Origin of the sequence: Carboxydocella sporoproducens DSM 16521 (genome assembly GCF_900167165.1) — a bacterium.
Lineage (GTDB): Bacteria > Bacillota.
Genome location: NZ_FUXM01000002.1, coordinates 81,944 through 107,786 on the forward strand (window position 1 = coordinate 81,944; position 25,843 = coordinate 107,786).

Annotated in this window: 27 protein-coding genes; 25 read left to right on the forward strand and 2 right to left on the reverse strand. The window is 40.3% G+C overall.

Annotated features, from left to right (window positions below):
- Position 1: 1 nt before the first annotated feature.
- The 15 genes from cbiD to B5D20_RS01405 are packed head-to-tail and all read left to right on the forward strand — an operon-like array spanning position 2 to position 13,252.
- Positions 2–1,114 carry a cobalt-precorrin-5B (C(1))-methyltransferase CbiD gene (gene cbiD / locus B5D20_RS01335; protein WP_078664427.1) on the forward strand — a complete coding sequence of 371 codons (1,113 nt, stop codon included), beginning with the start codon at positions 2–4 and terminating at the stop codon, positions 1,112–1,114.
- Positions 1,111–2,364: a precorrin-6y C5,15-methyltransferase (decarboxylating) subunit CbiE gene (cbiE, locus tag B5D20_RS01340; protein WP_078664428.1), complete on the forward strand. Its 1,254-nt coding sequence runs from the start codon at positions 1,111–1,113 to the stop codon at positions 2,362–2,364. Before cbiD ends, cbiE begins: the two co-directional genes overlap by 4 nt.
- Before the next feature lies 1 nt (position 2,365).
- Entirely contained in the window at positions 2,366–3,064 is a 699-nt protein-coding gene (cobI, locus tag B5D20_RS01345) for a precorrin-2 C(20)-methyltransferase (protein WP_159071872.1), read from the forward strand.
- Positions 3,065–3,068: 4 nt separating this feature from the next.
- A complete protein-coding gene (cobM, locus tag B5D20_RS01350; protein ID WP_078664430.1) occupies positions 3,069–3,824 on the forward strand; it encodes a precorrin-4 C(11)-methyltransferase in 756 nt (251 codons plus the stop codon).
- A 2-nt stretch (positions 3,825–3,826) separates the two neighbouring features.
- Positions 3,827–4,888 (forward strand): cobalt-precorrin 5A hydrolase, encoded by a 1,062-nt coding sequence (locus B5D20_RS01355; RefSeq protein ID WP_078664431.1) that lies wholly within the window; start codon positions 3,827–3,829, stop codon positions 4,886–4,888.
- Positions 4,885–5,571, forward strand: coding sequence for a precorrin-3B C(17)-methyltransferase (gene cobJ / locus B5D20_RS01360; RefSeq protein ID WP_242952029.1), 687 nt, complete (start codon positions 4,885–4,887; stop codon positions 5,569–5,571). Before B5D20_RS01355 ends, cobJ begins: the two co-directional genes overlap by 4 nt.
- On the forward strand, positions 5,568–6,347 hold the full coding sequence (cobK, locus tag B5D20_RS01365; protein WP_078664433.1) for a precorrin-6A reductase: 780 nt from the start codon (positions 5,568–5,570) through the stop codon (positions 6,345–6,347). Before cobJ ends, cobK begins: the two co-directional genes overlap by 4 nt.
- Entirely contained in the window at positions 6,335–6,709 is a 375-nt protein-coding gene (locus B5D20_RS01370; RefSeq protein ID WP_078664434.1) for a sirohydrochlorin chelatase, read from the forward strand. Before cobK ends, B5D20_RS01370 begins: the two co-directional genes overlap by 13 nt.
- A complete protein-coding gene (locus B5D20_RS01375) occupies positions 6,706–7,332 on the forward strand; it encodes a precorrin-8X methylmutase (protein ID WP_078664435.1) in 627 nt (208 codons plus the stop codon). Before B5D20_RS01370 ends, B5D20_RS01375 begins: the two co-directional genes overlap by 4 nt.
- Before the next feature lie 14 nt (positions 7,333–7,346).
- Entirely contained in the window at positions 7,347–8,693 is a 1,347-nt protein-coding gene (locus B5D20_RS01380; protein WP_078664436.1) for a cobyrinic acid a,c-diamide synthase CobB, read from the forward strand.
- On the forward strand, positions 8,690–9,256 hold the full coding sequence (locus B5D20_RS01385) for a cob(I)yrinic acid a,c-diamide adenosyltransferase (RefSeq protein WP_159071873.1): 567 nt from the start codon (positions 8,690–8,692) through the stop codon (positions 9,254–9,256). The genes B5D20_RS01380 and B5D20_RS01385 overlap by 4 nt, the downstream gene beginning before the upstream one ends.
- A 15-nt stretch (positions 9,257–9,271) precedes the next feature.
- Complete coding sequence (locus tag B5D20_RS01390) at positions 9,272–9,625, forward strand: hypothetical protein (protein ID WP_078664438.1); 354 nt, start codon at positions 9,272–9,274, stop codon at positions 9,623–9,625.
- Positions 9,622–12,273, forward strand: coding sequence for a 1,4-alpha-glucan branching protein domain-containing protein (locus tag B5D20_RS01395; protein WP_078664439.1), 2,652 nt, complete (start codon positions 9,622–9,624; stop codon positions 12,271–12,273). The genes B5D20_RS01390 and B5D20_RS01395 overlap by 4 nt, the downstream gene beginning before the upstream one ends.
- On the forward strand, positions 12,248–12,688 hold the full coding sequence (locus B5D20_RS01400; RefSeq protein ID WP_078664440.1) for a universal stress protein: 441 nt from the start codon (positions 12,248–12,250) through the stop codon (positions 12,686–12,688). Before B5D20_RS01395 ends, B5D20_RS01400 begins: the two co-directional genes overlap by 26 nt.
- A gap of 12 nt (positions 12,689–12,700) precedes the next feature.
- Positions 12,701–13,252 (forward strand): DUF3786 domain-containing protein, encoded by a 552-nt coding sequence (locus B5D20_RS01405; RefSeq protein WP_078664441.1) that lies wholly within the window; start codon positions 12,701–12,703, stop codon positions 13,250–13,252.
- Here B5D20_RS01405 and B5D20_RS01410 read toward each other — a convergent pair.
- Complete coding sequence (locus B5D20_RS01410; protein ID WP_200803451.1) at positions 13,249–13,737, reverse strand: MgtC/SapB family protein; 489 nt, start codon at positions 13,735–13,737, stop codon at positions 13,249–13,251. The genes B5D20_RS01405 and B5D20_RS01410 overlap by 4 nt on opposite strands.
- A gap of 77 nt (positions 13,738–13,814) precedes the next feature.
- On the opposite strand from B5D20_RS01410, the gene metX reads away from it, so the two are divergent.
- The 3 genes from metX (at position 13,815) to B5D20_RS01425 (ending at position 17,066) form a co-directional block, all read left to right on the forward strand.
- Complete coding sequence (gene metX, locus B5D20_RS01415; RefSeq protein WP_078664442.1) at positions 13,815–14,921, forward strand: homoserine O-acetyltransferase MetX; 1,107 nt, start codon at positions 13,815–13,817, stop codon at positions 14,919–14,921.
- Positions 14,918–15,481 (forward strand): 5' nucleotidase, NT5C type, encoded by a 564-nt coding sequence (locus tag B5D20_RS01420; RefSeq protein WP_078664443.1) that lies wholly within the window; start codon positions 14,918–14,920, stop codon positions 15,479–15,481. The genes metX and B5D20_RS01420 overlap by 4 nt, the downstream gene beginning before the upstream one ends.
- Positions 15,482–15,569: 88 nt before the next feature.
- Positions 15,570–17,066, forward strand: coding sequence for an aminotransferase class I/II-fold pyridoxal phosphate-dependent enzyme (locus B5D20_RS01425; RefSeq protein WP_078664444.1), 1,497 nt, complete (start codon positions 15,570–15,572; stop codon positions 17,064–17,066).
- A 218-nt stretch (positions 17,067–17,284) separates the two neighbouring features.
- Here the strand turns inward: B5D20_RS01425 and minC are convergent, their stop codons facing one another.
- Positions 17,285–17,953: a septum site-determining protein MinC gene (minC, locus tag B5D20_RS01430; RefSeq protein ID WP_078664445.1), complete on the reverse strand. Its 669-nt coding sequence runs from the start codon at positions 17,951–17,953 to the stop codon at positions 17,285–17,287.
- A gap of 103 nt (positions 17,954–18,056) precedes the next feature.
- On the opposite strand from minC, the gene B5D20_RS01435 reads away from it, so the two are divergent.
- The 7 genes from B5D20_RS01435 (at position 18,057) to B5D20_RS01465 (ending at position 25,840) form a co-directional block, all read left to right on the forward strand.
- Positions 18,057–19,016 (forward strand): sigma-54 interaction domain-containing protein, encoded by a 960-nt coding sequence (locus B5D20_RS01435; RefSeq protein WP_078664446.1) that lies wholly within the window; start codon positions 18,057–18,059, stop codon positions 19,014–19,016.
- A gap of 265 nt (positions 19,017–19,281) precedes the next feature.
- On the forward strand, positions 19,282–20,067 hold the full coding sequence (locus B5D20_RS01440; protein WP_078664447.1) for an electron transfer flavoprotein subunit beta/FixA family protein: 786 nt from the start codon (positions 19,282–19,284) through the stop codon (positions 20,065–20,067).
- A 16-nt stretch (positions 20,068–20,083) separates the two neighbouring features.
- On the forward strand, positions 20,084–21,067 hold the full coding sequence (locus tag B5D20_RS01445) for an electron transfer flavoprotein subunit alpha/FixB family protein (protein ID WP_078664448.1): 984 nt from the start codon (positions 20,084–20,086) through the stop codon (positions 21,065–21,067).
- Positions 21,068–21,154: 87 nt separating this feature from the next.
- A complete protein-coding gene (locus tag B5D20_RS01450) occupies positions 21,155–23,119 on the forward strand; it encodes a heterodisulfide reductase-related iron-sulfur binding cluster (protein WP_078664449.1) in 1,965 nt (654 codons plus the stop codon).
- A 20-nt stretch (positions 23,120–23,139) separates the two neighbouring features.
- Entirely contained in the window at positions 23,140–24,321 is a 1,182-nt protein-coding gene (locus B5D20_RS01455; RefSeq protein ID WP_078664450.1) for an acetyl-CoA C-acetyltransferase, read from the forward strand.
- Positions 24,322–24,340: 19 nt separating this feature from the next.
- Positions 24,341–24,646, forward strand: coding sequence for a helix-turn-helix domain-containing protein (locus B5D20_RS01460; RefSeq protein WP_078664451.1), 306 nt, complete (start codon positions 24,341–24,343; stop codon positions 24,644–24,646).
- A gap of 12 nt (positions 24,647–24,658) precedes the next feature.
- On the forward strand, positions 24,659–25,840 hold the full coding sequence (locus B5D20_RS01465) for an acetyl-CoA C-acetyltransferase (RefSeq protein ID WP_078664452.1): 1,182 nt from the start codon (positions 24,659–24,661) through the stop codon (positions 25,838–25,840).
- The last annotated feature ends 3 nt before the right edge of the window (positions 25,841–25,843 follow it).

Sequence of the window (25,843 nt, forward strand, 5' to 3'; positions counted from 1 at the left end):
TATGAAGAAAAATATGTCCTTTTTTTCGGGGAAAAAAGGCTATACTACCGGTAGTTGCGCAACGGCAGCTGCAGTATCTGCCTTGCTGGCACTAGCGGGTAAACATCCCCAGCAAATAAAAATAATTCTACCAGACCAAAAGACGATTGACATTCCTGTTGCCAGCTGTGGTATTGGCACTGACTTTGGCTGGGCTGAAGTAATTAAGGATGCAGGTGATGACCCTGATGTTACCCATGGTCATATAATTGGTGCTTGTGTACGATTGATTGAGTCGGGTCATATTGTTATCAAAGGTGGTAAAGGGGTTGGCGTCGTAACAAAACCGGGATTGAAAGTTGCCGTAGGGGAGCCAGCCATAAACCCTGTACCAAAACAAATGATCCTGGATAATATTAAAAAGACCCTGGTCTCCCTTGGCATTAAGCAGGGGGTAGAAATCACTATTTATGTACCGGAAGGGGAAAAACTGGCAGAGAAAACATTGAATTCTAAACTGGGGATTATTGGTGGAATTAGCATACTGGGAACAACCGGGATTGTTGAGCCCATGTCTGAAGAGCGATTTAAGCTATCCTTGTTGCCTCAGCTGGAAATTGCCCGGGCAGCTGGGTACAAAGAAATAATCCTGACGCCGGGCAGAGCAGGCCAAAAGGCCGCTGAGAAATTTTTAGCTTTTCCTGAGGATGCCATAATATTGAGCAGTAACTTTATTGGTTTTATGCTGGAACATGCCATTGGAATGGGTTTTAAAAAAGTTATTATTTTTGGTAGCCTGGGTAAATTGGTTAAGTTAGCAGGAGGAATTTTTTACACTCATTCAAAAATTGCTGATGCAAGACAAGAGATTTTGGCCTGTCACACTGCCCTTCTGGGGTTTTCGTCTGAATTAGTTAGAAAAGTCTTTCTTGCTAATACCACTGAAGAAATAATAGATCTGCTTAAAACCCATAACGGGGAAAAGGTCTTATGGCAGATAGCAGCAGAAGCTAAAAAAAGAGCTGAAGATTATATTTTTAATGAGGCCCAGGTAGAAGTTATTATTACAAATATGGCTGGCATACCTGTAGCCTGGAGTTCACAAGCCGGTTTACTATTGGGGGAAGCAACATGACAAAGCAAAAATCATCAATAAAGTTAGTGGGCTTGGGCCCTGGTAATCCCGCTTTTATTTTCCCAGCATATAAAGACTTAATTAAAACTGCCGACATCATTCTGGGAGGAAAGCGCCAGCTGGATTTGATATTGCCTTTCCTCGAGAAAAAAACAGATTTATGGTTAATTGACAGGAATTTTAGAGAGGTATTGAACAAATTAAAAAATCTGCAACACCAAAACATCGTTATTGTTGCTTCCGGCGACCCTGGTTTTTTTGGTATTCTTAACACGATTAAAAAGTATTGTTCAGAATTTGAGCTTGAAGTTTACCCCAATATCAGTAGTGCCCAATGGGCCCTGGCTAAATTAGGCTGGAGCTGGGAAGAAGTAAAGTGGTTTAGTATTCATGGACGGGAATTGCACACTGCTATGCAATCCTTACCCTCATCAGGTAAAATTGGGATTTTAACAGACCCACGCATTAAACCTCAGCAACTGGCAACCGAGCTTAAATTCCGCGGCTGGTCAGAAGCTGATTTTATCCTGGCTCGTAACTTGACTTTGCCAGATGAAGAGCTGGTTATTTTTCATCTGGAAGAATTGGCTAATCTGGATGATTTTAAGAATGATATCTTGTTAGCATACCTTCCACAAAAGAATTCAAAATTTTGGCCATACCAGTCTCCAGGTATTCCTGAACATCTTTTTATTACTGGTAAACCACCAATTACCAAAGCCGAAACCAGGGCGCTCATAATATCCAAGTCCTACCTGGAACCCGGTTTAACAATTTGGGAAATTGGCACAGGAACAGGCAGTATTACCATCGAAGCAGCTCTATTCTCTCCAGGTAGTCAAGTATATACCGCAGATCCCCGCCCGGAGAGTGAACAGCTGCTAAAAGCCAATCAACAGCGCTTTAATTGTAATAATATTCATTTTTATCAAGGGTTTGCGCCAGAGATATGCCATTCCTGGCCATCTCCTCATCGGGTTATTATAGGTGGACACGGTGGCAAGCTGGACAAAATCCTGGAGTATGTTCATGAGAGACTACTGCCTGCAGGTAGGCTGGTTATCTCCGCTACTCAGTTAAAAACTGCAGCAACGGCCTGGGATTTTTTCCATGGTAATCAATATCAGGAAATTGAGGCGATTCAACTACAGGTGAATAGAATGCGTTCCGGACCTGGCTGCTCCCAGTTATGGGATGTTCAAAATCCATGCTTTATCATATCAGGCAGAAAAAAATCGGAGAGTGATTGAAATGACTCCAGTTTTATATGGAATAGGTGTTGGCCCTGGTGACCCGGAATTGATAACCGTTAAGGCAATGAATACTCTTAAAAAAGTCAAAGTGATTTTTGCTCCCAAAGCTACTGAGGAATATAAGAGTGTCGCCCGCGAAATAATTACTCCTTACCTGACAAAAGAACATAATGTAATTGAACTTACTATGCCAATGTTAAATCAACAGGATGTTTTAATTAAATCCTGGCAAGAAAATGCCCGGATGATAGCTAGTTATCTACAACAAGGAGAGGACGTAGCGTTTATTACCCTGGGTGACGTTAATTTATACAGTACGTTTTACTATTTATACTATGAATTAAAAACTTTAATTCCTCATTTAAAAGTAGAGATAATACCAGGGATAACATCCTTTGCTGCTGCTGCCTCACGCACTCAGTGGTGCCTGGCGGATAAAAACCATCCACTTATAATCATACCCATGAATAAAGAAATAGACTTAACAGAAATGCTGGTGAATCAATCCCGGGCTGTATTAATGAAGGTAGGAAAATATTTGCCCAGGATAAAACAGGCATTAAAAGCAACAGGGCCATGGCAGGGTTGGATAATCAGTTATTGTGGACAGGCAAATGAAAAAATTCATCCCCTTTCGGAACTGGAGGAAATTTCGGCATTACCATACATGACTGTTATATTACTGGCAAAGGAGTAATCTTATGAAAGTATATATCGTAGGAGCCGGACCCGGTGCGGTTGATTTGATTACAATCCGAGGACTGGAATTATTGAAAAGGGCAGATGTAGTGATTTACGCCGGTTCTCTGGTGAACCCGGAACTGTTAAATTATTGCAAAGAAAATGTAAAAATCTACGATAGTGCCGGTATGACATTAGAAGAAATTAACAAAGTTGTGTTCCAATCAGCTTCTGCAGGTCAGCTGGTAGTCCGCTTGCATACCGGAGACCCCTCGATGTATGGAGCTATTCAGGAACAGATTAAAGCCTGGGAAGAAAAAGGTTTAGAAGTTGAAATCGTACCAGGAGTTAGCTCTGTATTTGCAGCCGCTGCTGCTTTAAAAGAGGAATTTACTAAACCCGGTGTTACCCAGACTTTGATTTTAACCAGGGTAGGGGGTAAAACACCCGTACCGGAAAAGGAACGCCTGGCAAACCTTGCCAGTCATGGTGCCAGTCTCGCTATCTTTTTAAGTGTTCATCTCATCGACCAAATCGTAACAGAACTTTTAGAGGCTAATCTACCCCCTGATACTCCGGTTGCAGTCGTACAACGCGTAACCTGGCCCGATGAAAAAATTGTCAAAGGCAATTTATCTAATATTGCAGCTTTAGTAAAAGAAGCAAAAATCACCAAAACAGCTTTAGTCCTTGTAGGAAAATTCCTTAATGCTGAGTTTGATCGTTCTTTGCTTTATCACCCCAATTTCTCCCACGCATTCAGAGAGGGATCTTGACAATGAAAAAAATTTCTTTTTGGGCTCTGACTAAAGGTGGACAGGAGACAGCTTCTTTACTGGCCCAACTTTGGCAAAAAGCTTATCCGCAGACTGATGTTGCTACTTTTTTTCCAGAAGTAATGCAGCCATCATTAAAAGAAAAAATCAAACTGGAATTTGATAGATGGGATGCCCATGTTTTTATTATGGCATCTGGTATTGTCGTACGCTGTATAGCACCCTGTTTAAAGTCTAAACTGCATGACCCGGCAGTTATTGTTGGGGATGAAAAAGGACAATATCTAGTTAGTTTACTGAGTGGCCACTGGGGTAATGCTAATTGGCTTACCAAAGAATTGGCTCGTTTAAGTAATGCTACACCGGTTATAACTACCTCAACTGATGTTCAAGGCATCACATCAATTGAAGATTTAATCAAGCTCCTTAAAGCGAACCCTGAAAGTTTAAAACCGGCTAAGAAATTAAATTCAACGCTTGCCAACTCTGGAACTTTAAAAGTTTTCTGGGATAATAAAAGTTTACTAACTACACCACTACCTCTTCCAGAACGATATGAGTATACTGACAATCTTATAAATGCAGATCTAATCTTTTCCAATTCCCAGCTAACTGAAATTGATCCAGACAAACAATTGTTATTGCGTATACCCTATTTTGCATTAGGTATAGGTTGTCGTAAAAATATTTCTTTTCATCAACTCTGGCGCAATTTGCAAAGTTTTCTTTCCTCCGGCAATATTGCCATTTCTGCAATTAAAGCTCTCTGTTCAATTACGTTAAAAAAGAATGAACCAGCTATTTGGGAACTGAGTCAAAAATTAAATTTACCCCTTTATTTTTTTGAGGCTGAGGAACTGAAAACTTATGAGTCAGAACAAAATTTTTCTGCCTTTGTCAAAAAAACAACAGGAGTTGGTTGTATATGCGAACCGGCAGCAATGAAGGCATGTCAAAAGCCGAAACTAATAATTCCCAAAACCAGTTATCCCCAAACAACCTTTGCTCTGGCAGCGGACATATCTATATTATCGGAATTGGACCAGGTAATAAGGAACAAATGACCTTTTCTGCCTGGGAAGCGATAAAAAAGGCTAACTACATTGTCGGATATAAAACATATATTAATTTAATTAAAGATATGCTTACAGACCAGCAAAAAGTGGTTTCTACCGGTATGAGAGGTGAAGTAGAACGCTGCCAGACAGCGATTCGGCTGGCGCGGGCTGGTGAAATAGTGGCAGTTATTTCCAGTGGAGATGCCGGAGTTTATGGTATGGCAGGTTTAATTTATCAGCTTTTATTTCAGGACAATATATCTTTGCAAGTTACAGTAATACCAGGTATTACAGCTTCCATAGCTGCTGCTTCCCTTCTGGGTGCTCCATTAATGCATGATCACTGCAGTATAAGTTTAAGTGACCTTTTAACACCCTGGGAAGTTATAACTAAACGAATTGAGGCTGCTGCTCAGGCTGATTTTGTTATCGCCTTCTATAACCCCAGGAGTAGAGAGAGAACAGAACACATTGAAAAAGCCAGAGAAATTCTTTTAAAATACCGCCCCCCAAGCACTCCCGTAGGAATTGTTAAAAATGCTTTCCGTACTGATCAACACATTACTGTTTCTAATTTAGAAGAATTTACAAATTGTGAAATTGATATGTTGTCCGTTGTAATAGTGGGAAATAGCCAAAGTTTTATAAAAGATGGCAAAATCATCACCCCACGGGGGTATGACCTGTGATTTTAATTTTAGGTGGAACTACTGAGGCTAAAGAAGCCGCCGTTTGGCTAAAAAAAAATACGGTACCTTTTGTTGTTACTACTACTACCGAGCTAGGAAGAAAACAATTGCTTTCTGAAGGTATTGAAAATATTCTCGTAACTAAATTAAATGAAATAACCTTTACGGAGCTAATTCACAAACTTAAAGTCAACATGATCCTGGATGCAACCCACCCCTTTGCAGAACAAATCCATCAATTGGCAATAGACATCGCAAGAAAAATGAACCTTCCTTACTTGCGTTACCAGCGCCAAGATGTGGAGCTGAACAACAATAATCCATATATTATTGTTTGCCATAACTGGGAAGAAGCCATCAAACAAGCCAGTAAATTTAATTGCATTCTCCTGACTATCGGTGTCAAGAGACTGAATGAGTGGGTCAATCATCCCTTATTACAAACGAAGAAACTTTACGCCAGGGTACTCCCTGTACCTGAATCGATAAGTACAGCTCTGGATGCAGGTTTTTCTCCGCAAAATCTCTTCGCTATGTATGGCCCTGTCCCGGCAGCAATAGATTTGAGTATAATCAGGAGCTATAAAATTGATGTAATGGTAACTAAGGAAAGTGGTTATAATGGCGGTTTGCAAAATAAAATTCAGGCTGTGACAGAAGCTGGCATTCACCTTATCCTTATAAAAAAGCCACAACTTAATTTAACTATAATAACTGATTTAAATGAACTAAAAAGTGTAATTGAGAAAGGAGATATTAACCCATGCAAGGAGTAATAGTTTTAGGACATGGCAGTAGAGCAGTGGCTAATGATGCCAACATGCTTTTGTACGACGTAGTTGATTTATTTAAGAAGATTTCCGGTAAAGAATTGGTAGTCCCGGCCTGGATGAATCGTGAATCTGGCTTAACAGGTCTGCAGCAGGCCATTGACCACCTGGTAGAAAAAGGTGTAACTTCTATCGTCATTGCCCCCTGGTTTTTAACTAACGGTCTGCATATTAAAGAAGATATTCCCGAAGAAATTAAACATGCTCAAAGCAGATATCCCTTTCTAACCATAAAATTGGCTAAACCATTAGGGTTAGATCGGCGTTTAGTGGAAGTACTGGCAGAAAGGATTGCTGAAGCAGAATGAATAATAACTTTTTTTTACAACAACCGGAATTAATTGAGCAAAAAAGCATGGAAATCATTGAGAATAGTGTTGATTTATCCAATTTTAATGAGCAGGAAAAAGTAATAGCCCGACGCTTAATCCATGCAACCGGTGACCTCGGTATTGCCTCTGAAATTGTTATCCATCCGCAAGCCATAACTACAGCAAAAGCTTGCTTTGCCAGAAAAACACGGATTATTACTGATGTAGCTATGGTAAAATCAGGCATTAGCCCTGCAAAATTGTCTCGCTATGATATTGAAGTAAAAACATTAATTCATGATAACAACGTGCATCAGTTGGCCAGAGAAAAAAGGATCACTCGGGCCATGGCAGCAATTGAACTTACCAAAACAGAGTGGGCAGGAGAAATTGTGGCTATTGGCAATGCGCCCACTGCTCTTTTCCATTTGCTGGATTTAATAGCTAAAGGAGCTCCGGCCCCTGCCTTAATCATTGGAATTCCCGTTGGTTTTGTCGGTGCTGCTGAATCGAAAGAAGCATTGATTGCTCAGGGGCAAGTTCCCTTTATAACTGTTCGAGGGACTAAAGGTGGCAGTCCCATGGCTGCCGCAGCAATAAATGCTTTATTAACCCTGTAAAGGTGGTAGATATAATGGTTAGGGCATTGATGATCGGAGCACCATATAGTGGAAGTGGAAAAACTACTTTGGTTGCCGGTCTCCTTCATGCCCTTGTACAACAGGGGTATCAGGTACAATCTTTTAAAGTTGGCCCAGACTATATTGATCCCAGTTACCATTCTTTAATAACTGGCCGACCCTGTCGTAACCTTGATTTGTTTTTAATGAACGAAGAAGCGGTTAAGGCTTCTTTTTTTCATAATTCCCGTGGTGCAGATTTTAGTATAATTGAAGGTGTGATGGGGCTTTTTGACGGCATGAGCTACAGCGATTTTGGTTCAACAGCTCATATTGCCAGAATATTATCCATTCCGGTCCTGCTCGTTTGGCCATGTCGAGGATTGGCCCATACAATTATCCCACTGTTAAAAGGTCTTAGCAGCTACGATCCTGAATTAAATATTGCAGGAATAATATTAAACCAGGTAAATTCGGAACAGCATTTTCAACAAATGAAAGAGTTAATTGAAGCTGAAACCAGGATTAAAGTTATCGGAAGTATCGGGAAAAAAAAGGAATTCCAGCTAAATGAACGCCATTTAGGTTTGGTTCCTGCTGTAGAAAATCAGGATTATCTTGCAAGGACCGCAAAGGTAGGAGAATATTTGCGAAAACATCTGGATTGGGAAACTCTTTTTAGTGTTTTTGGGAAATGTAATGAAGAAGTGCTCAAATTTCCCGAGGCCGGTATCGATTTTTCCGATTTAATCATTGCGTATGCTTTCGATGAAGCTTTTAATTTTTATTATCAGGATGCCCTGGATTTGTTGACCAAATGGGGAGTAAAGCTGGTAAAAACCAGCCCGTTACATGATGAACATTTACCAGAAAATATTGATGGTTTAATTATCGGAGGAGGATTTCCAGAACTCTTTATCGAATTATTAAAAGAAAATAGGAATTATATTGCATCTTTAATCGCTCATCATCAGGCTGGAATGCCTATTTACGCTGAGTGCGGCGGTTATATGTACCTGGCCATGGTGAATATTATTCCTGCTAGTGTTGTAATGCAAGAGAGACTAGTAGCTTTGGGATATTATCAGGGTATAACCCTTAATGATAGTATTATTGGTCCAGTTAATACATTAGTCAAGGGACATCAATTCCATTATTCTGAACTAATTCCCTTGGATAAACAATATCCCTGGGCAGCCTCCCTCCATAAACCCAATCGGCATTCCACTGCAGTCCTGGATGGCTATGCTCAAAACAATATTTTTGCTTCTTATCTACATATTCACTGGGGTGGCCAGCCTGATATTGCCTATAACTTTTTATCCAGCTGTTTAAATTGGCAGAGGAGAAGGGTAAAGTGAAAACAAAACCCAGAATAATTATTTTTACTGGAACAGGCAAAGGGAAAACAACTGGTGCATTAGGCTATGTCCTGCCATATGTTAATCAAAAGACAATAAAAATTGTTCAATTTTTAAAAGGCAGCAATTATGCTGCTGAGCAAAATTTAGGAAGCAAACTGGATAATTTGTATTTTTATTCTTTTGGATATGGCTGTTCACAAAGCAACTTAATACGTAGCGGAGAAGGTCACTGTAAAAGCTGCGGAAAGTGTTTCAGAATTAATCGACAAGAACCTGGGTTTGTTTATAAGGCTTGGAGTTTCACAAAAAAAATAGCTAATGATAACAAAACGGATATTCTAATACTAGACGAATTTGCATATGTATTGAAATATAATTTTTTAGATACAACCAGTTTTTTAACTGAGATTTCAACTTGGCCAGCTCATTTAATTATTATTTTGACTGGACGGGTATTCCCGCAAGAAATACTGGATGTTTCTGTTGAGGTATACGAGTTAATCGAAATAAAACATCCTTTTCGACAGGGGATACCCTCCCGTCGCGGTATTGAGTATTAGTGGAGGTGAGTGTTGATGCAAATTCGCTTAGGAAAAATTAATCCTGAGAAAGGCTTTTTCTATTACTACCTGCCTAATTGGACTCTCTCAATGTGGAAATTATTTTACAATATTGATTTTACCCTGCAGGAGATAAGGCTCAAAATTTCAACTGCAACAGACAACTTACTCCTGGAAAAAAGTTTACATAATCCAACCGGCCTCTTTTTTTTTAATTATAAAAACTCCGAGGAACTGAAGATTGAGTATTATTATAACAATAAAAGGTTGTTATCGATAAGCTCAAAAATTGATAGTAAATTAACAGATGATAAAATTTATTTTTCGAGTGGAGGCTGGATAAGTAGAATGGTAGGTGATGGAAATTGAAGAAAGCTTTTTTTGTTTTACATGGTCATTTACCCTGGGTTTTACATTTTCACAATAAAAATTATGAAAAAACCTGGGTTTTTGAAATTACTGCGGAATGCCATTTGCGGTTAATTGAAATTTTACAATGGGTAAATAGGGGAAAAGTTTCCTACTCCGTAAGTCCACCTTTGTTATCCATGTGGCTAAGTGATTATTTTAAAAACGAATTTAACGATTATTTACTAAAGCAAATTTACATAGCTGAACAAGAATACAAGAGAAATAAAGGTACTGATTATGATAATGTTAGTGCGTTTTATCTGGAGTTCTGGCAAAACAGATATAATTTCTGGCAAAAAATTGACAGGGATATTGTTCAAGCTCTCCTGTATCTGAAACACAATGGTAGAATTGAACTCCTAACCTCTGCAGCCTCTCATCCCATCCTGCCTTTACTACCATCAAACCAGTGGATTAATCTTCAAATAAAAGCAGCAAAAGAATTATTTTCTCGGGTGTTTAGTTTTGACCCAAAGTCCTTCTGGTTACCAGAATGTGCAGTAAGCGAAGAATTATTGCCAATTTTGGAAGATAACGGGATTGAGAACATTTTTATTTCTGAACATGCTGCTAATAATCCTGCAAGTTCAATTTTCCGTAAAGGTAAAGTCAATATTTTTCTACGAGACATGGCTACGGCAGAACGGGTTTGGAGCAGAGAATGTGGATACCCCGGTCACCCTTTTTATAGGGAGTATTATCGGGACATAGGCTGGGATATGCCATTAGAACAAATTCGCGAATATCTAAGACCATGGGAATTCCACCGATTTACTGGTTTTAAGTATTTTAGTATCACAGATAAAAACAACCCAAGGAAAGAGATTTATAAATACGATAGAGCTTTGGCTATTACAAATCAACAAGCTTTAGAGTTTATAAACTTTCTAAACCAATATCCCAAAGATAATATTGTTTGTGTTTATGACGCCGAACTCTTTGGCCATTGGTGGTTTGAAGGCCCTGAATGGTTAGCTAAGATTCTATCCCTTTCAGAATCTATCGATTTTACAGCCCCGGAAGCATATCATAGTAATTTTGTTGAAAAAATTGAAGTCACAGATAAAGTCTGTTCCTGTTCCTGGGGTGAAAAAGGGTATTTTGATGTTTGGGTAAATGAAAAAAATGAGTGGATGTATCAAGATTTGATTAGTATCAGCCATATAGTAGAAAGACAAATAGACTATCTTTCCTCAGATGAGAAAGAACTTTTACTTAGACTTATATTGTTATTACAGGCAAGTGATTGGCCTTTCATGGTTTACTATAATTCCGCCAAAGATTATGCCCATTACCGTTACAATACCTACAAAAATGACATTCATTCATTACTTGAAAATAAATCTTTAACTACCGATCAAAAAGAAATCTTATCGTTTTTGCCTGGTATTAGCTTGATAAATCTTTGGCAAGGTTCTAAATTTGTAATTTCCCGTCCCACAGTATTATTATTGGCCTGGGAGTTTCCTCCTATGACTGTCGGCGGACTTGCTACTCATGTCTTTTATTTATCAAAATATTTACAGGATTTTTTGGATGTGCACGTCATCACTCGCGGAAGCAAAAATACAATAGAAAAAAATGGCAATGTCATCATTCATCGTATTGCCTTACCTTCATATGAGGGCCAGGATTTTATCAACTGGATTTTATTGCTAAACCTTGAATTCACTAAATATATTATAAACAATTTTTTATTCAATACTAGTCAGGTTATAATACACGCTCATGACTGGCTTGTAGGCTTAACTGGAATTACCCTCCAGGAAAGACAAGTAGGTCGTTTGATTGCTACTATTCATGCTACCGAACATGGCAGGCAGGGAGGTATTTATAATGAGGTTCAGGCATTAATTCATCATCAGGAAGCCTCTCTGGTAAAAAATGCTTCCGAGGTTATTGCCTGCAGTAATTACATGAAACAGGAAATTACTACCCTGTTTGGAAACGAGGCGAAAATTAATGTCATTCCAAATGGTATTGAAGTTATGACCGTAGGTTTGAATAGAGAGCAAAGGTCAGTGCCGAAAAAATTCATCCTTTTCTTCGGTCGCTTGGTCCCGGAAAAAGGAGTTCAAACCTTAATAGATGCTTTTGCACAAATTCAAGCTGAATATCCTGACTATTATCTTTTGATCGGAGGTAAAGGCTATTATGAGGAAACTCTAAAAAGTAAAGCCGGCAATTCAAAGGCCAGTGGAAAAATCATTTTCCTTGGGTTTTTAGATAATCAGACCCGTGACTTTCTATTAGACAGAGCAGATATAGTTTGTTTTCCCAGTCTCTATGAGCCTTTCGGAATAGTGGCTTTAGAAGCCATGGCTAGCGGCAAGCCAGTGATAGCAGGAAAAACAGGAGGTCTTAGCGAAATAATAGATCATGGAGTTAATGGCTTATTGTTTGTTCCAGGTAATGTTGAAGATTTAATAGCCCAGCTACGAACTTTTTTAAACAACCCTGACTTTGCCGCTCGATGTGGGGAGAATGCCAAATCTAATGTTCTTCAGAATTATAGCTGGAAAAATATTGCCTGGAAAACCTATGAAATCTATAAAAAACATTTGAGAGAGGAGAATTTTAATGAAAAAAATACTAATCCCTATTGATGGTTCAGAACATGCTCAGAAAGCCGCACTATGGGTAAAGAATTTTTTTAAGGATTTCAAAAATGTATCAGTTACTTTTTTACACGTTTCAGATTTACCCAAAGAATTAATGCCTCATAGTTATATGATGGAATCAATTATAGAACCCACTTTAATTGAAGAGATTATCAATGAAAAAAAGGAGCAAGCTTTTAAGAGTGTTGCCGGTGTTTTTGAAGATACAGAAATAAAGACAGAATATGTAAACAAGGTAGGCAATCCCGCTGAAGTTATTGCCCAGGTAGCAGCTACAGAAAATTTTGACCTGGTTGTAATTGGAAGCAGAGGTTTGGGAGAAATAAAGGGAATACTTCTGGGAAGTGTTTCAGACCGCGTAGCTCATATCTGTAAACGTCCAGTCCTAATCGTTAAGTAGGAGGAGCCTGAAATGAGCTATGCAAATATAGACCAAACTTTTACTCTTGCTTTTGAAAATTTAAAAGCTGCATTTCATAACGCAAAAAAACTCGAGACAAGACTATGGGACAAAAATATTACAGTTGACCTTGCTAATGGAAACTTTCAGCCTGAAATAGATACTGTAAGCAAAATCCTTGTCTGCCATTATCTTGGCAGTAAAAGTAGCATGCCCTGGGATGGGCAATGGTTAAGTTTCAAGGAATTGCCTGATGGTGAAATATATAATATACCCTTTCAAAAACGCACTATCTTTCCTTTACTGAAGCTAATAAATGATGAACCATCCAAATTAATTAAACTTAAAGAAAAGCTAAACGGCGAAGAAGGTACCTTTGGGGATATATCAATTATTTTAAACCCTTTCCCTGAGCTATATTTAGCATATATATACTGGCAGGGAGACGAAGAGTTCCCTGCCAATGCCAATATCCTTTTTTCCAGCAATTTTCCGTACTATCTTCCCACCGAAGATTGTGTCGTTCTGGCTAGCTCAGCAATCTGGCAGCTTAAAAGTATTTAAACCCCGGAATCATCTTTCTGGGAACGCTCCTTATTGTTGTTATCTTCATATTTAATAATCCCAAGCTTTTGTAAGATATAGGCAATTTTTAAGGCAATCCTAAGTAAGACGATGGTGATAAAAATTAAATAATATTGTCCAAGTCCAGCAGCTATTCCTAGACCTGCTGCAGCCCAAATATTTGTAGCTGTAGTTAATCCCCTGATTTCACCAAAACCCTGTTTCCATATTACCCCAGCACCTAAAAAGCCAATACCGGATACAATTTGTGCTGCTAAGCGCAGTGGGTCTGTGTTGCGACCTTGAAACTCTTCAGCCAATCCATATGCAGAAATAATAGTCAACATGGCTGAGCTAATACAAACCAGGGCATGAGTCCTGATGCCAGCCGGCTTCCCGGCTTTGGTTCGTTCATAACCAAGGATTGCTCCAGCAATCAAAGCTACTACCATTCTTAATGTAATATCAAAATATCCTAAACTCACTCTATAACCTCCTCTCTCGTTGACATTACTTTTTTAACATGCTACTATTTTGATATATTTGGGTAGGGGAGGGATAAATGGTGCTGGTGATACCGCAAAAATATAGTTTTAGCAATTTTCGACTGGAATCAGGGGCAAATTTGCCATTAGTTGATATAGTATATGAAACATATGGAACACTGTCAAGGGCCAAGGATAATGTTGTCATTGTTTGCCATGCCCTGACCGGCAGTGCCCATGCAGCCGGTTATCACTCTCCTCAGGAAAAAATGCCTGGTTGGTGGGATCCGCTAATTGGCCCTGGCAAAGTACTGGATACGAATCGCTTTTTTATAATCTGTTTGAATATCTTAGGTAGCTGTTATGGTAGTACCGGGCCCGCATCACCACATCCTGATGATGGAACACCCTATGCAATGCGGTTCCCCGTAATTACCATACGAGATATGGTCAGAGCCCATTTTCAAGTTATTAAACATCTGGGAATTGAGAAAATCAGACTGGTAATCGGCGGCTCTCTTGGCGGAATGCAAGCTTTAGAATGGGCCTTGCTCTACCCGGATATGGTAGAAAACCTGATTTGTATAGCAGCACCTGCCCGTCTTTATCCACAGGCAATTGCTTTTAATGAGGTAGGCAGACAAGCAATAATGTCAGATCCAGAGTGGAGACAGGGCAATTATTATCCCGGCAAAGGACCTGTTAATGGTCTGGCGATTGCCAGGATGCTTGGAACCATTACTTATAGAAGTGATTTATCTATGAATCTGCGTTTTGGCCGCAAATCAGCTCCATTACCACCCAATGGCTATTACAGTTTTGACCAGAAATTTGAAGTGGAGACCTATTTACATTATCACGGCCAGGCGTTGGTACAGCGTTTTGATGCTAATTCCTATCTTTATCTGACCAAAGCAATGGATTACCATGATATCTCCTTTAACCGAGGCAAATATGAAGAAATATTTGCCGACATTAAGGCTAAAACTCTTGTGATTGGAATCGATACAGACATTTTATTTCCCACTTATCAACAACAAGAGATAGTAAAAAACATGGTCAAATATTACAGGCCGGCATACTATCGCGAAATAACCAGTCCGCATGGTCATGATGCTTTTTTAATTGAATACAAGCAGTTAGGGAAAATTATAAATGAATTTATTGCTGAGGTGGCTCCATGAATATTGGCATTGATATTGATGGTGTCCTCGCAGATTCTGTTACCCAGTGGTTAAATGTCATGAACAAATATTTTGGCCAAAACAAAAAGTATGAAGAACTATATACATACAGATTTGAAAAAGTATATAATGTAACCTGGGAAGAAATGGATCGCTTTTTTCGCACTAATCAGGAAATCCTTCTGTCAAATCTGTCTCCTATACCCAACTCTGTGTCAGCTGTTAAAAAGCTCAAAATCTGGGGACACAAAATTTATTTAGTTACAGCCCGTCCCAGGCAATACCAGCATTTAACCACAAAATGGTTGAAAGAACACCAGGTAGAATACGATCAGTTAATCATGACAGATTTTCAGTGTAAGGCTGATTATTGTCAGGAGTTGCAATTAAAAGTATTCATCGATGACTCATTGGATAATGCCATGGCCATAGCCTCTAGAGGTATTAAAGTCTTTTTGTATAATGCCCCTTATAATCAAGGCCATTTTCCGGACAACCTGCAAATTCTAAGGAAAAATTCCTGGTCTGAGATTCTGACCGAAGTAAAAAAAATGCGGTGAGTTTTTACCGCATTTTTTTATTTTAGGGGTTGCAATTTTACTCGCAATATGTTGTAATATATTCATTGTAAAGAAGGGAGTGAACAACATGGCTTTGACTCAACATCGTACACCCATTTTTACAGCAGTTCAACAATATGTCAACGAAGGCACCATCCCATTTCATGTACCTGGTCATAAACAGGGTAGAGGTCTAAAAGAGTTTACCGAATATGTTGGTCCTAATGTAATGAAAATTGATTTAACGTGCTTTGAAGGCACTGATAATATATGCAATCCTCTTGATACTATTAAAGAAGCTGAAACCCTGGCGGCAGAAGCTTATGGTGCTGATTATGCCCACTTTCTTGTAAATGGCACTACCTCTGGCATCCAAGCCATGATAATGACCGTCTGCCAGCCTGGAGATAAAATTATTTTACCAAGAAATGCTCATAAATCAGCAATTGGAGGTTTAATCCTTTCCGGGGCCCAACCAATTTATGTTCAACCGGAAATCAGCAAGGAACATGGGATTGCCCTGGGTGTGACCCCGGAAAAAATCCGTGAAGCTTTGGCCCTTCATCCCGACGCAAAAGCTGTTTTTCTGGTAAACCCCACTTACTATGGTTTTACCTCTAATCTGGCCGAAATTATAGAAATTGCTCATAGTTATGATATTCCTGTTCTAGTAGATGAAGCTCATGGAGCTCATCTTCCTTTCCATCCCGAGTTGCCTCCTTCTGCCATGTCATTGGGAGCAGATATGAGTGCAGCCTCAACCCATAAAATGGCGGGTAGCTTAACCCAAAGCTCATTGTTGCTAGTACGAGAAGGGTTGATCGACAATAAACGCGTTAAAGCAGTTTTAAACTTGACTCAGACGACCAGCCCCAGCTATATTCTCCTGGCATCAATTGATGTGGCCAGAAAACAAATGGCTTTATATGGCAAACAGTTGTTGGACAAAACCCTTTTGCTGGCAAACCACTTGCGAACTGAGCTGTCCAAACTACCCGGCCTAACATTGATCGGGGAAGAAATGCTGGGCAATCCAGGTTGTTATGGCTGGGACCCTACTAAAGTCGCTGTCAATGTCCGGGCCCTTGGACTCTCAGGGTTTGAAGTAGAACATATTTTGCGCCATAAATATCGGATTCAAGTAGAACTGGCCGATTTGTACAATGTACTCTTCTTGGTCTCAGTTGGCGATACTGATGAAACCATTAATATGTTAATTGAAGCAATGACAGATCTGGTTAAGAGTAGACCAGTTCAAAAAGTAACCAAGTTTGGTTTAAATTTGCCGAAAACACCAGAATTTGTTGTCTCCCCTCAGACTGCTTTCCATAGCCCGACTTACCATGTAGAGCTGGATGAGGCAGAAGGCGAGATAGCGGCCGAAATGATCATGGCTTACCCGCCGGGTATCCCCATTATTTGCCCGGGGGAGAGAATTACTAGAGAAATAATTGAATACGTACGGCTGCTTAAAAATGAACATTGTAGTTTGCAAGGCACAGAAGACCAGTATATCAATAAAATAAAGATACTGGCTAATCGAGAACAATTTGAGCAACTGGAAACCGCAAATTCAGCAGGTTAAAAATTCAAGGCTGTCTCAGAAGAGACAGCCTAATTAATTTTATGCCGCATTTTTATTTTCAGATCTTTGCGAACCCCAGCAGGAATAAACCTGGCTTCCCTGGGCCGAGGAATCCCTGTGCGCTTGTACAACTCTGTAGAAAATTCTTCCCTGCCAAAATCAATTTTGTTTCTGAATTTATTTTTTTTATTCGGCATACTACAGCACCCCTTTCAGCATTATTTTCTGCGGGCGCTGTAGTCTTTATACTTTTCAATTAAAATGGTATTATTGTATATATATGCGATTTCAGGGATTAATGTTTCATTACCAGTCTGGCCAGGTAAATCCTGTTCAGGGTTGCGACTGAAAACTGAACCGATTCTAATTTGCTGAGGTCGAAAGGAATAGGCCATGATCGTGGCATTGGCATTACCGGTTGCACCAGCATGGACAATTCCTTTGATTGTACCAAAAACACATATATTGCCGGCAGAAACTAATTCAGCATTAGGATTTACATCCCCGATCAAAACGATGTCTCCGTTGCTTTCAACACGACATCCAGAGCGCAAAGTACCTTTAATGTATTCAACACCAGTTTCATTCTTTATATCAGTTGCTTGTGCAGCTAAAGTCCTTTGGGAGAAATTATGCCAGATAACCTGCGATTCGGATTGCGGAATCAAGCCATGATTAAGACAAATTTTTTCAATATCTTCTTTAATTCCATCATCAATCACACTACCAGATCTAGTCGCTACAGCAAAAGTAGCTCCTTTAAAAAATCCCCGAGCTTGTTGCATTTTTCGTTCGATATCTTTCAGTAATATTTTTTTATCCAGGTTTTCATCTATTAATATTACAAGACCATTTTTGGTTCCCTTGATACTGACACCTTCATACATTTTGGTTTAACCTCCTTCCTACAACAATTGACTATTCGAGCAAAATAGCCATTTTCCTGCTCAGTGTCGAAAAAATAAAGTTATTGCAGAGGAGGCACCTAAAATGAAGCAATTAATTGGCACCAGTCCGGCGATTAAAGAAATAAATCACCTAATTACTCAGATTGCGACAAAAGGTTCCACTGTTTTAATCAGAGGAGAGTCAGGTACAGGAAAGGAACTGGTAGCTAATTTGATCCATCATTTTAGTTACCGTCGCTTTAATTCTTTAGTTAAGATTAACTGTGCAGCTATACCTGAACATTTGTTGGAAGCCGAGTTATTTGGATATAGTGAAGGTGCTTTCACCGGGGCCAAAAAAGGAGGAGCTGTTGGCAAATTCGCCCAAGCCCATAAAGGTACAATCTTTCTAGATGAGATTGGTGATTTGAGTTTTTCGACTCAGGCTAAATTATTGCGGGTAATTCAGGAAAAAGAGATCATTCCCATCGGGAGCGAGAGCAGCATTAAGCTTGATGTAAGAATAATAGCAGCAACTAACGCCAATTTAGAAATAATGGTCAAGGAAGGTAAATTTCGTGATGATCTCTTTTATCGCCTGAATGTCGTAAGTATTTATATTCCTCCATTACGGGAGCGAAAAGAGGATATTCTACCACTTACAACTAGTTTCATTACTGAGTTTAATGAAAAATTTAACGTATCCATAAATGGAATCGATAACAAGGTAAAACACATTTTTTTGAACTACGATTGGCCAGGTAATATCAGGGAGCTAAAGAATACACTGGAATATGCTTATAATATAGTAGATGGTAATATTATAAAAACTAAACATTTGCCCAAGTATATTTTAGCTAACACGAATACTGCCATTACCTCAAATAATTATTTCAGCCAAATTGGTCAACGATCGTTGACAGAAATCGTGGATGATTTTGAAAAGGAATTAATCCAACAAGCATTGATTAAATGTACAGGGAACAAAGCTAAAGCCGCTGAACTACTAGGTTTAAGCCGGCCTGGTCTTTATAAAAAGTTACAAAAACATGGCTTAATCTAAAGCGTTATTCAACTGTATAGAACTATTGACGCAAGGCATATCCCAATTCTAATAAGGGATATGCCTTTTTATATTGTCAGCTAATGTCACCATTGTTTACATCTTCGCCATATTATAAAAATCCAGTTTAAACTCAAACTGTTACCATTCATCTTCAAATAATGCATTTCGGGACAAAATTTTGACATTTCACTCTTTTTAGACTTTTGTGGCATGTCTTTTGCTTAATAATCAGGTGTAATAAACCAAGAGGGAGGTATTACCATTGAAAATCGTTGTATTGATGAAACAGACTTTTGACACAGAAACAAGAATCTCTCTAGATGCAAATGGTAAAATCGATAGTACTGGCGTCAATTATGTTGTTAACCCATACTGTGAGTTTGCTGTTGAGGAAGCACTAAGAATTAAAGAGCGTTTGGGTGAAGGAGAGGTAATTATCTTATCCGCTGGTCCTGATCGAGTCGAAAGTGCAATCAGACAATGCCTGGCAATGGGAGCTGACCGGGGTGTGCTGATTAATGATCCCGCCCTGGAAAATGGAGATGAGTATACTTACGCTCTTGCTTTAGCAAAGGCATTACAAACCATGGAGTATGATCTAGTACTGGCCGGATTTCAGGCTGTAGATGATGGTTCCGCTCAAGTTGGACCAAGAGTTGCACAGCTTTTAGATATACCGCAGGTTACTATTGTTACCAAGATAGAAATAGAAGATAAAAAAGCCGTAGTAACCAGAGAAATCGATGACGGTGTTGAAATCATCGAAGTACCTTTGCCAGCCCTCTTTACCGCGCAACAAGGCCTGGCTGAACCAAGGTATCCTTCCATGAAGGGAATTATGCAAGCCAAGAAAAAGCCTTTGCAGGTATTGACTTTGCAAGATATCGGCGTATCCCCTGACGAAGTGGGCGCCAGTGGCGCCAGAGTAAAAGTTGAAGAATTTTCTTTGCCAGCTCCACGGCAAGCCGGAAAAATTATTGGTGGCGATCCCAGGGAAGCTGCAGTAGAACTCGTTAAATTATTAAGAACTGAAGCAAAAGTGATATAACGGGGAGGGTAAGGTAATGGCAGGAGTACTGATTTTTGCCGACCAAAAAGAAGGTAAATTTAGAAAAGTAATTTTTGAAATGCTGGGTGAAGGCCGTAAACTGGCTGACCACCTAGGTGAAGAATTACAGGCTGTTTTAATGGGGCAAAACGTTGAAGAATACGCTACCGTTTTAGGGGAAGCAGGAGCAGATAAAGTTTTTGTGATTGATGACCCTCTCTTAGCCAACTATACCACCGACGGATTTGCAAACGCCCTGGTTAAACTGATTTCAACAGAAAATCCATCTATAGTTCTGTTCCCTAATAATGCTGTTGGTAAGGATTTGGCTCCAGCGGTGGCTCAAAAATTAAATGCCGGTCAAGCTTCCGATGTAATTGCTATCGAATATGATAATGGATTACGCTTTAAGCGGCCTATTTATGCAGGCAAGGCTTTTGCCCATGTTAGTTTTACATCTAATAGAACCATGATTGTTACCATTCGGCCCAAAGCTTTTGAAGCTGCTACACCTCAGCCCGGCAAACAGCCAGCAATTGTGCGTTATGCCAGTGAGCTAGATGCCAGCAGTTTAAGGCAAATAGTTAAAGATGTAGTCAGAAAAGCATCAGGACGCGTCGAGCTCACCGAAGCAGATATTGTGGTGTCTGGTGGACGTGGTATGAAATCAGCAGAAAATTTCAAGATTCTGGAGGAACTGGCTGATGTGCTCGGTGCTGCTGTTGGTGCTTCCCGCGCTGCAGTTGATGAAGGTTGGCGCGAGCCCCAGTATCAGGTAGGGCAAACAGGTAAGGTAGTATCACCTACCCTCTATATAGCCTGCGGTATTTCCGGTGCAATTCAGCATCTGGCCGGGATGAGCAGTTCCAAATATATTGTAGCCATTAATAAAGATCCTGAAGCAGAGATTTTTAAAGTTGCCGACTATGGTATTGTAGCCGATCTTTTCGAAGTTGTGCCAGTATTAACCGAAGAATTCAAAAAAGCTCTGGCAGAATAAAAAAGAGAAAGAAGGCCAGCCGAAAGATAGGGGGTATATTTTCTGGAAAGGAGGGCGTTCTACGTGGTTCCAAGCAGACAACTTGGCATGTATCATGAACAATATATCGTTATGTGGTCCCTCTTGGTATTAACATTAATTGTCTTTGCTAAAGGAATTTACGAAAGATACAAAGTTTGGCAGGTTGGGCAGCCTGAAAAGAGATGGCAAAGTGAGCATGCCAGCTGGAAACGTTTTTTATCCAATAGTTTTGGTCACTTGCGCCTATTAAGGGATAAATATCCTGGTATAATGCACTGGCTGATTTTCTGGGGATTTGTGGTTTTTGCGATCGGTACCTTATCTGTCATGTTAGAAGAAGATTTTAAAATTCCGATTTATCGTGGCTCGTATTATCTTGTCTTATCCTTCTTACTGGATATCTTTGGTGCCGGTGCCATCGTTGGCTTGCTCATGGCTTTATGGAGAAGGTATGTAATTAGACCTCCAAGGTTGGACTCAAACCCAGATGATGGTGTTACCTTACTGTTAATACTTGGTATTATTGTCACCGGTTTTATATTAGAAGGACTTCGTATCAGTTTCACTAAAGATCCCTGGGCTGGATGGACGCCAGTTGGATTCATGCTTGCAAAGTCTTTTTCTCAAATGGCTGAAACAGCCCAGAGAAATTTGCATCAAGTAATCTGGTGGATACATTTGTTACTAACCTTTGGTTTTATCGCCTATATTCCGCACTCCAAGTTGTTTCATATCATTACTGGCTCACTTAATCAGTATCTGGCTAAAGATAAAGCAGCACAGGCCCTTGTACCATTGAACCTGGAAGATGAAAATATTGAACAATTTGGCATTGCCGAAATCCAGCAGTTTACCTGGAAACAGTTAATGGACGGAGATGCCTGTATTCGCTGTGGCCGCTGTCAGGATAACTGTCCTGCCCATTTAACCCAAAAACCCCTTTCTCCGAAGAAATTCACTCAGGACCTAAAAAATCACCTCTATGAGAGGGTAGAAAAATTCAGACAAACCAATGAAGAGATTGGTGGACTGGCACTGGTCCCTGAGGTTATCGAAGAAGATGTAGTTTGGTCTTGCACCACTTGCCGTTCCTGTGAAGAACAGTGTCCTGTTTTTGTTGAGCATGTACCCAAAATCGTTGACTTGCGCCGAAATTTGGTAATGATGGAGAGCAATTTCCCTTCAGAAGCCCAGCTGGCCTTTAGGGGCATGGAAAATAATGGCAATCCCTGGAACATCGGCTGGAAATCCCGGGCTGATTGGGCTCAGGAATTAAGTGTTCCTCTTCTGGTTGAAGATAGTGAGGTGGAATATCTATACTGGCCAGGTTGTAGTGGTGCTTTTGATAACCGAAATAAAAAGGTTGCCATAGCAGTAGTTAAATTATTGCAAAAGGCTGGCGTATCTTTTGGTATTTTAGGGACCGAAGAAAAATGTTGCGGTGATTCAGCCCGACGTCTTGGCAATGAGTATCTCTTTCAAAACCTGGCTCAAGAAAATATTGAGACTATGAATGGTTATGGAGTAAGGAAAATCATAACTTCTTGTCCCCACTGTTATAACACGATTAAAAATGAATACCCCCATTTTGGCGGAAATTATCAAGTTTACCACCATTCAGAATTTTTGGCTCAATTGCTCAAAGAAGGAAGACTCAAACCTCAGAAAAAATTGGATTTACAATGTACCTACCATGACTCCTGCTATCTTGGGCGTTACAACGATATCTATACAGAGCCTAGAGCTATCCTTGATACTATCACCGGTCTAGCCGTATTGGAAATGGAACGTAACAGGGAAAAGGGCTTTTGTTGCGGTGCCGGCGGCGGCAGGATGTGGCTTGAAGAACATATTGGTAAAAGAATTAACTTGGAAAGAACAGAACAGGCTTTAACGACTGGAGCCAATACCATTGTAACCGCTTGTCCCTTCTGTTTAACAATGTTAGAAGATGGTACCAAAATGAAAAATGTAAATGAAACCATCAAGACAAAAGATTTAGCTGAGTTATTATGGGAAAGTTTAAATTAAATACATTGGGGGGTAGGGAAATGAAAGAAGTAGCCATTGTAAGCGCTGTACGTACTCCGATTGGCACTTTTGGAGGCAGTTTAGCCGGCATTCCGGCCGTACAGCTAGGAGCAACTGTAATAGCTGAAGCCATTAGAAGAATTAATCTCGAGTTTTCACAAGTAGATGAAGTTATTATGGGTAATGTTCTGCAAGCTGGCCTGGGTCAAAATCCTGCGCGCCAGGCAACGATTTCGGCTGGCTTACCGCTGGAAACTCCGGCAATTACCATCAACAAGGTCTGTGGCTCAGGTTTAAAAGCCGTTGCCTTAGCTGCCCAAAGCATTATGACAGGAGATAACGAAATCGTAATCGCTGGCGGCATGGAGAATATGAGCAGCGCTCCATATCTTTTGCCTAATATTAGAAATGGTGTGCGAATGGGGAACAGCCAGGTAGTAGATAGCATGATCAAAGATGGCTTGTGGTGTGCATTTACCGATGTCCATATGGGCATTACAGCCGAAAATATTGCGGCAAAGTATGGAATCACCAGAGAAGAACAGGACAACTTTGCTTTGCAAAGCCAGCAGAAAGCTGCTGCTGCCATTCAAGCCGGCAAATTCCAGGCTGAAATTGTTCCCGTTAACATCCCACAAAAAAAGGGCGAACCGATTATTTTCAGTCAAGATGAACACCCTCGTCCCAATACCACTCCGGAAGCTCTGGCTAACTTAAAACCAGCTTTCAAGAAAGATGGTACTGTGACTGCTGGTAATGCTTCTGGAATAAATGATGGAGCAGCAGCATTCGTTTTAATGTCAGCGGAAAAAGCGCAGGCATTAGGTTTCAAACCACTAGCAATGATTCGTTCCTATGCATCAGCTGGTGTAGATCCTGCTATTATGGGAATTGGTCCGGTTCCTGCCACACTTAAAGCCTTAAAGAAAGCAGGTCTAAGCATTCAGGATATTGGGCTCGCTGAAGCCAATGAAGCTTTTGCCGCTCAGGCTTTAGCAGTAATGAAGGAATTGGAATTGGATCCCAATCTTACCAATGTAAACGGGGGAGCTATTGCTTTAGGTCATCCTATAGGGGCGTCGGGGGCTAGAATACTGGTTACATTAGTATACGAATTACTGCGTCGCAATACAAAATATGGTTTAGCTACACTGTGTATTGGCGGTGGTCAAGGTATTGCCATGATTATTGAGAAGGTTTAAGCTGTAAGGAGGCGGTAAGATGGCAGCATATAAAAGCTTATCCCAGCTTACCTGGAGCATTCTGTCATCCCGCAAAACCAAATCCAATTATATACCACCATCCAGTACAAACATCGAGGAACTAACCGACGGTCAGAGAGAATCGGCCAAAAAAGCAATAGAGTGGCTAATTTCGAAAGCCCCCCATACAGTTACAGAAATAGCTGAACATTTTGAAATGTCGACTGTTTTAGTTGCTGTCCTTGTTAGTGAGCTGATAAAAGCTGGAAGAATCCGGGTGCAAGCAGCTAATCCTGAATTGTTGGAGCTTAATGAAAACAACTAGGAGGTGAGTGAATTGGCAGAAACAGTAATAGTTAGTGCAGCCCGAACCCCTTTTGGTAAGCTTGGTGGCGGGCTTGCCCCCCTGTCTGCTACAGACTTGGGTGGAATTGCCATTGCTGAGGCAGTAAAACGGGCTGGTATCCCAGCCGATCATATTGATAATGTAATCATGGGCATGGTTTTACAGGGGGGAGCTGGTCAAATCCCCAGTAGACAGGCAACGAACAAAGCTGGATTACCCTGGGAAACCCCATCAGAAACTATCAATAAAGTCTGTGCCAGTGGTTTAAGGGCTGTTACTATGGCAGATCAACAAATTCGCAGCGGTGACGCCAGCATTATCGTTGCTGGTGGCATGGAAAGTATGTCCAATGCCCCCTATTTCCTTAAAAAAGCCCGCTGGGGTTATCGCATGGGTCATGATGAATTAATAGATCTAATGGTACATGATGGTTTATGGTGTGCTTTCCATAACCGGCATATGGCAGTACACGGAAGTGTTGTAGCTGCAGAATATGGTATCAGCCGGGCTGAACAGGATGAATGGGCGCTTCGAAGTCATAATCTGGCAATTAAAGCTATTGATTCCGGGATAATGGCACAAGAGATTATTCCCGTTACTATTCCGCAAAAAAAAGGTGATCCCAAAGTAATAATTACAGATGAAGGGCCAAGGCGAGATACCTCTCTTGAACAACTGGCAAAATTACCGCCCGTTTTTGACAAAAACGGTACTGTTACAGCCGGCAATGCTCCAGGTGTTAATGATGGTGCTGGAGCTATGGTGTTGATGAGTTCCGACAAAGCCAAAGAACTGGGTGTTCAACCTCTGGCTAAAATAATCGGGCACGCTTTTGTTGCTCTAGAAGCCCAGTACATTGCTACTGCCCCGGGACACGCTGTTAATAAATTACTGCAAAAAAATAATCTTAAAATATCTGATATAAACCTATTGGAAATCAATGAAGCATTTGCGGCAGTTCCCTTGGTTAGCCAGAAAATTGCAAACTGGAATCCTGAATTAGTTAATGTAAACGGAGGAGCAGTAGCCTTAGGTCATCCCATAGGCGCCTCCGGAGCAAGGATAATTATGACTCTAATTTATGAACTGAGACGGCGTGGTGGCGGCTACGGTATTGCCGCTATCTGTTCCGGTGCTGCTCAAGGTGATGCTGTTTTAATAAAAGTAGATTAATTA

Bases quoted from the DNA above. Each gene is read 5' to 3' on its own strand.
- cbiD (WP_078664427.1), top strand. From the start codon at position 2: ATGAAGAAAAATATGTCCTTTTTTTCGGGGAAAAAAGGCTATACTACC.
- cbiE (WP_078664428.1), top strand. From the start codon at position 1,111: ATGACAAAGCAAAAATCATCAATAAAGTTAGTGGGCTTGGGCCCTGGT.
- cobI (WP_159071872.1), top strand. From the start codon at position 2,366: ATGACTCCAGTTTTATATGGAATAGGTGTTGGCCCTGGTGACCCGGAA.
- cobM (WP_078664430.1), top strand. From the start codon at position 3,069: ATGAAAGTATATATCGTAGGAGCCGGACCCGGTGCGGTTGATTTGATT.
- B5D20_RS01355 (WP_078664431.1), top strand. From the start codon at position 3,827: ATGAAAAAAATTTCTTTTTGGGCTCTGACTAAAGGTGGACAGGAGACA.
- cobJ (WP_242952029.1), top strand. From the start codon at position 4,885: ATGACCTTTTCTGCCTGGGAAGCGATAAAAAAGGCTAACTACATTGTC.
- B5D20_RS01370 (WP_078664434.1), top strand. From the start codon at position 6,335: ATGCAAGGAGTAATAGTTTTAGGACATGGCAGTAGAGCAGTGGCTAAT.
- B5D20_RS01375 (WP_078664435.1), top strand. From the start codon at position 6,706: ATGAATAATAACTTTTTTTTACAACAACCGGAATTAATTGAGCAAAAA.
- B5D20_RS01380 (WP_078664436.1), top strand. From the start codon at position 7,347: ATGGTTAGGGCATTGATGATCGGAGCACCATATAGTGGAAGTGGAAAA.
- B5D20_RS01390 (WP_078664438.1), top strand. From the start codon at position 9,272: ATGCAAATTCGCTTAGGAAAAATTAATCCTGAGAAAGGCTTTTTCTAT.
- B5D20_RS01400 (WP_078664440.1), top strand. From the start codon at position 12,248: ATGAAAAAAATACTAATCCCTATTGATGGTTCAGAACATGCTCAGAAA.
- B5D20_RS01405 (WP_078664441.1), top strand. From the start codon at position 12,701: ATGAGCTATGCAAATATAGACCAAACTTTTACTCTTGCTTTTGAAAAT.
- metX (WP_078664442.1), top strand. From the start codon at position 13,815: ATGGTGCTGGTGATACCGCAAAAATATAGTTTTAGCAATTTTCGACTG.
- B5D20_RS01420 (WP_078664443.1), top strand. From the start codon at position 14,918: ATGAATATTGGCATTGATATTGATGGTGTCCTCGCAGATTCTGTTACC.
- B5D20_RS01425 (WP_078664444.1), top strand. From the start codon at position 15,570: ATGGCTTTGACTCAACATCGTACACCCATTTTTACAGCAGTTCAACAA.
- minC (WP_078664445.1), bottom strand. From the start codon at position 17,953: ATGTATGAAGGTGTCAGTATCAAGGGAACCAAAAATGGTCTTGTAATA.
- B5D20_RS01435 (WP_078664446.1), top strand. From the start codon at position 18,057: ATGAAGCAATTAATTGGCACCAGTCCGGCGATTAAAGAAATAAATCAC.
- B5D20_RS01445 (WP_078664448.1), top strand. From the start codon at position 20,084: ATGGCAGGAGTACTGATTTTTGCCGACCAAAAAGAAGGTAAATTTAGA.
- B5D20_RS01450 (WP_078664449.1), top strand. From the start codon at position 21,155: ATGTATCATGAACAATATATCGTTATGTGGTCCCTCTTGGTATTAACA.
- B5D20_RS01455 (WP_078664450.1), top strand. From the start codon at position 23,140: ATGAAAGAAGTAGCCATTGTAAGCGCTGTACGTACTCCGATTGGCACT.
- B5D20_RS01460 (WP_078664451.1), top strand. From the start codon at position 24,341: ATGGCAGCATATAAAAGCTTATCCCAGCTTACCTGGAGCATTCTGTCA.